The following is a 3,894-nucleotide window of genomic DNA, read 5'->3' as shown; positions in this document are numbered from 1 at the left end:
CAACTAAAAATTATCTCTTCCCTTTCAGCGTTAAAATACTTGAAGCAAAGATATTACCAATTTGAAATTTGATTTGTAATTTTGCATTTTGATATTTATATTTGATATTTGATATTTAATATTTAATATTTATTTATTGTCTCTCCCCAATCCTATTTTGCAGAACCCTAAATTCATAGATTCTTTTTGATATTATAACTATGAAGGTAATCAATCCAACCGTAATTAAATCATATCCCATACTAATTAAGCTGTAAAATGAGACTGTATCTCCTAATGTTTGATGTTCACAGCCAAACCAAAAGGTCACTGGAGATATAAAATACTGTTTTGAAAATGGATATAATAACATTATCCCTTTTGGAGGTATTGTATCAAAGGTAAAATAATCTATTAAATTATGTAATCCAAGACACCACAATGTAATTATTCCTAACCTTCGACCACCAGTAAACCAGGCAATTAAACTTAAAATAAGAATAAATATTATTGAATGAGTAACCTGATGATGGTAAAGAGCACTCCATTTAATTCCATCGGTTGTAATACAAAAAAAATCAATATCTGGCAAATTTGAGACAATTAAGCAATATAAGATAAGTAATCTATTATTAAGGGTATTTTTGTTTTTAGAAACTAAATAAACATTTATTCCAGCTAAAGAATGAGCGATAGGAGTAGACATAAATAGTTACCTCTTTTCATCTTTTACTGGTAATATTTTTGGGCTAAGAAGATTAACAATTGCTTGAGCGAATTTTTCTGCGGACTGGGGTCCATTAGCCGTGATGATATTCTCATCTATGACTACATCTTTACCACTATAGTTTGCTCCTTTTTCCTTTAATCTATCTGCTTCGGTAAAAAATACAGTGGCACTTTTTCCGTTTAAGACACCAGCGTTAGCCAGGGTTACTGGTGCAATGCATATTGCGGCTAAAATCTTATTTTGAGATATTGCCTCGAGAATAAGATGATGTGCAGTTTTATCTTCCCAATATTCAGATGAACCTGTGCCGCCAACAAAAACGATGGCATCATAATCTTCTACCTTCACCTTTGTCAAAAGTATATCTGGTGTAACCTTTGCCCCAAGCATTCCAGTGCTTACTTGTAGTGATGAACAAGCAGTTATTATTTCTATTCCATAAGATTTTAAAATATCAACTGGCACCAGATATTCCTCATCTCTGAAATTAGACGAGGCAATTATCATTAATACCCTATTCCCTTTTAAGTTTTCTTCTACGGCTTTTATTTCTTGTGTTTCTTTAACACATCCAATTAAACCCAACATAACTATGAATAATAGTTGTTTTTTCATCTTTTTCATCATATCATAATTTATATTAAAAGTCAAGGTTTTTTTCTATTGCACTAATGCCCATTATTAAGAATAATACCAATACTTCAGTTATTTCACATAGTGCCCCTAAAATATCGCCGGTGATACCATTGAGTTTTCTTTTAATATTTGTTAGAAGGTATAAATTAATTATATAGATGATTAAAATTAATATTACTCCTTTATAATATCTTGATTCAAGGCTAAATAATCCCCAGCCAATTAAAACCATAATGATAGTGGCGATGGCAAATTCTTTTGTTCCAACATAATCAGTAAAAGGTTTTCCTAATCCTTCTACATTTTCTTTAGCATAGTTAGAAGATGCGGCGGCCATAACCATTACCCATCTACCTAACACAGGCATTATAATTAAAGCAATATTTTTAATTTCAATAGGCATTTCATAAATAAGAAAGAGTTTAGTTATTAGCAAACAAAATATGCCGATAGCACCCATTGCCCCAATGCGACTATCAGACATTATCGTTAAAATTTCTTCCTTTGTTCCACCAAAAGAAAATCCATCAATAGTATCGGCAAAACCATCTAAATGTAATCCTCTGGTAACAAATATTAAACTAATAATTAGAAACACATCAACGACTAAATCGGGTAAAAATAAACCCAGAATGTAGTTGATAATTACGAGAAAAGAACCTATCATTAATCCAATGATAGGAAAATAAACCATAGAATTAGCTAACTCCTCGTTGGATAAAAATTTAAACTTTTTGGAACTAAGAGTAATCATGGTCAGAAATTGTAAAGCAACAATGAAATTCTTCATTTGACTATTCCTCCTTTCCTTTTTTTTGAAGTATTCGTAACTGTTCACCGCAGAGACACAGAGACGCACAGAAAAAAAATAAAATCTATGGACGAGACGCTTAACATCCCTGATTTTCATCAGGGCAAGCTCTTGAGTACAACAACATTAAAATTGATTAACAAATCTGGCTTGCCTGTGGAACATTCGGCAAGCAGGTCCTGTGTATTTCCATGTCTTAATCAATAATCTTTTATGTAATCTAATTTATTTCTATATCTTCTCTGTTCCTCTGCGTCTCTGCGGTAAATTACCACCTAAACGGTTATCCTTTTTTATTCATTCGTAAATATGCCTCAATAAATGGGTCTATCCAGCCATCCATAACTCGCTGTCCATTACCTATTTCCAGATTACTGCGGTGGTCTTTTACCATTGTATACGGTTGGAAGACATAAGAGCGAATTTGACTCCCCCACCCTATTTCCTGTTTTTCTCCTCCGATTTTAGATAATTGTTCTTTTTGTTCTTCTTCATAATATTCATATATTCTTGAGCGAAGGATAGACATAGCATTTGCCTTATTTTTATACTGGGAACGCTCTGATTGACAACTAACAACAATACCTGTTGGCAGATGTGTAATTCGAACAGCTGAATCTGTAACATTGACATGTTGCCCACCGGGTCCACTTGACCTGAATGTATCAATCCTTAAATCATCTTCATTAATTTCTACTTCTAATTCTTCTACCTCAGGCATAACAAAAACTGAGGCAAAAGAGGTATGTCGTCTTTTATTCGCATCAAATGGAGAGATTCTTACCAGGCGATGGACTCCTTTTTCTGCTTTTAAATAGCCGTAGGCATATTTTCCCTTGACAAAAATCGTAACACTTTTTACACCTGCTTCTTCACCAGGTAAGAACTCGAGGGTTTGTGTTGTAAATTTTTTCTCCTCAGCCCATCTTAAATACATTCTGAGTAACATTGCCGCCCAATCACAAGATTCTGTTCCCCCTGCACCCGGATGAATAGATAAATAGGCATTACTCTTATCATGCTCACCCGAAAATATCCTTTTAAATTCTAATTCCTCTACCTCTTTTTTTAAAAGAGGTAATCTTTTAGCTATTTCATTATAGGTAAGTGCATCATTCTCTTCCTGACCTAAGTCAAATAATACCTTTAGTTCATCTATCTCTTTGTAAATTTTCTCATAAGGTTCAATTTTATCTTTCAAGGTGCTTAATTGTTGCATTTTCGCCTGAGCCGTAACCGCATCCTGCCAGAAATCAGGTTTAAATGATTCATTCTGAAGATTAGTTATTTCCTTTTTAATCTTAGATACTTCAAAGATAGTCACCCATTTCTAATATTGTCTTGAGTAATTTCTCTAATTCTATTCCTATTTCATTCCACATAAAAAATCACCTCTCTTATTTTTGGTAAATGGTAACCAGTGTTAGTGAACAGTGTCAGTGAAGAAAGGTTGAATTCCTTAACTGACACTGAATGCTGACCGTTGATGGCTGAACGCTTACCTTGCTTTATGTAATCGTTCAGCCACAGAGGCACAGAGTTCACAGAGAATTAAAGAAATTAATCACTTAAGGACACGAATTAATCTGTGATATTCCATAAATGTAGTGTGAACCTTATGGTTTTTGCAAAATTAACTTCCACTTTTCTGGAATACCATAAAATAAATTAAAAATCAAACATCAAAATGTAAAATTACAAATCAAAAATCAAAATATTCTCCAGCTACTTTGTTAAT

5 protein-coding genes are annotated in these 3,894 nt (G+C 33.0%); 1 reads left to right on the top strand and 4 read right to left on the bottom strand.

Annotation, left to right across the window (positions count from 1 at the left end; translation table 11 throughout):
• Nucleotides 1-133 precede the first annotated feature (133 nt).
• From AB1422_17665 to cobS, 3 genes are read right to left on the bottom strand one after another with little or no spacing between them, the layout of a single operon-like run.
• Entirely contained in the window at nucleotides 134-685 is a 552-nt protein-coding gene (locus AB1422_17665) for a metal-dependent hydrolase (protein ID MEW6621131.1), read from the bottom strand.
• Nucleotides 686-691: 6 nt separating this feature from the next.
• Nucleotides 692-1,336, bottom strand: coding sequence for a DJ-1/PfpI family protein (locus tag AB1422_17660; GenBank protein MEW6621130.1), 645 nt, complete (start codon nucleotides 1,334-1,336; stop codon nucleotides 692-694).
• Between the two features lie 13 nt (nucleotides 1,337-1,349).
• Nucleotides 1,350-2,135 (bottom strand): adenosylcobinamide-GDP ribazoletransferase, encoded by a 786-nt coding sequence (gene cobS, locus AB1422_17655; GenBank protein MEW6621129.1) that lies wholly within the window; start codon nucleotides 2,133-2,135, stop codon nucleotides 1,350-1,352.
• An 87-nt stretch (nucleotides 2,136-2,222) separates the two neighbouring features.
• Between cobS and AB1422_17650 the strand changes: the two genes are divergently transcribed.
• Nucleotides 2,223-2,363, top strand: a complete 141-nt coding sequence (locus tag AB1422_17650; GenBank protein MEW6621128.1) for a hypothetical protein — start codon at nucleotides 2,223-2,225, stop codon at nucleotides 2,361-2,363.
• A gap of 76 nt (nucleotides 2,364-2,439) precedes the next feature.
• On the opposite strand, the gene prfB is transcribed toward AB1422_17650, so the two are convergent.
• A protein-coding gene (gene prfB, locus AB1422_17645; GenBank protein ID MEW6621127.1) for a peptide chain release factor 2 occupies nucleotides 2,440-3,538 on the bottom strand; the annotation gives its coding sequence in 2 pieces (ribosomal slippage) (nucleotides 2,440-3,468 and nucleotides 3,470-3,538; 1,098 coding nt in all).
• Between the last annotated feature and the right edge of the window lie 356 nt (nucleotides 3,539-3,894).

The organism is bacterium, from assembly GCA_040757115.1.
Taxonomy (GTDB): domain Bacteria; phylum UBA9089; class CG2-30-40-21; order CG2-30-40-21; family SBAY01; genus JBFLXS01.
The sequence above is the reverse complement of the archived record's forward strand: the minus strand, read 5'-3'. Positions and strand labels throughout refer to the sequence as shown.

Coding starts and splice junctions, on each gene's coding strand:
- cobS (MEW6621129.1), bottom strand. CDS start 2,135: ATGAAGAATTTCATTGTTGCTTTACAATTTCTGACCATGATTACTCTT.
- AB1422_17660 (MEW6621130.1), bottom strand. CDS start 1,336: ATGATGAAAAAGATGAAAAAACAACTATTATTCATAGTTATGTTGGGT.
- AB1422_17650 (MEW6621128.1), top strand. CDS start 2,223: ATGGACGAGACGCTTAACATCCCTGATTTTCATCAGGGCAAGCTCTTG.
- AB1422_17665 (MEW6621131.1), bottom strand. CDS start 685: ATGTCTACTCCTATCGCTCATTCTTTAGCTGGAATAAATGTTTATTTA.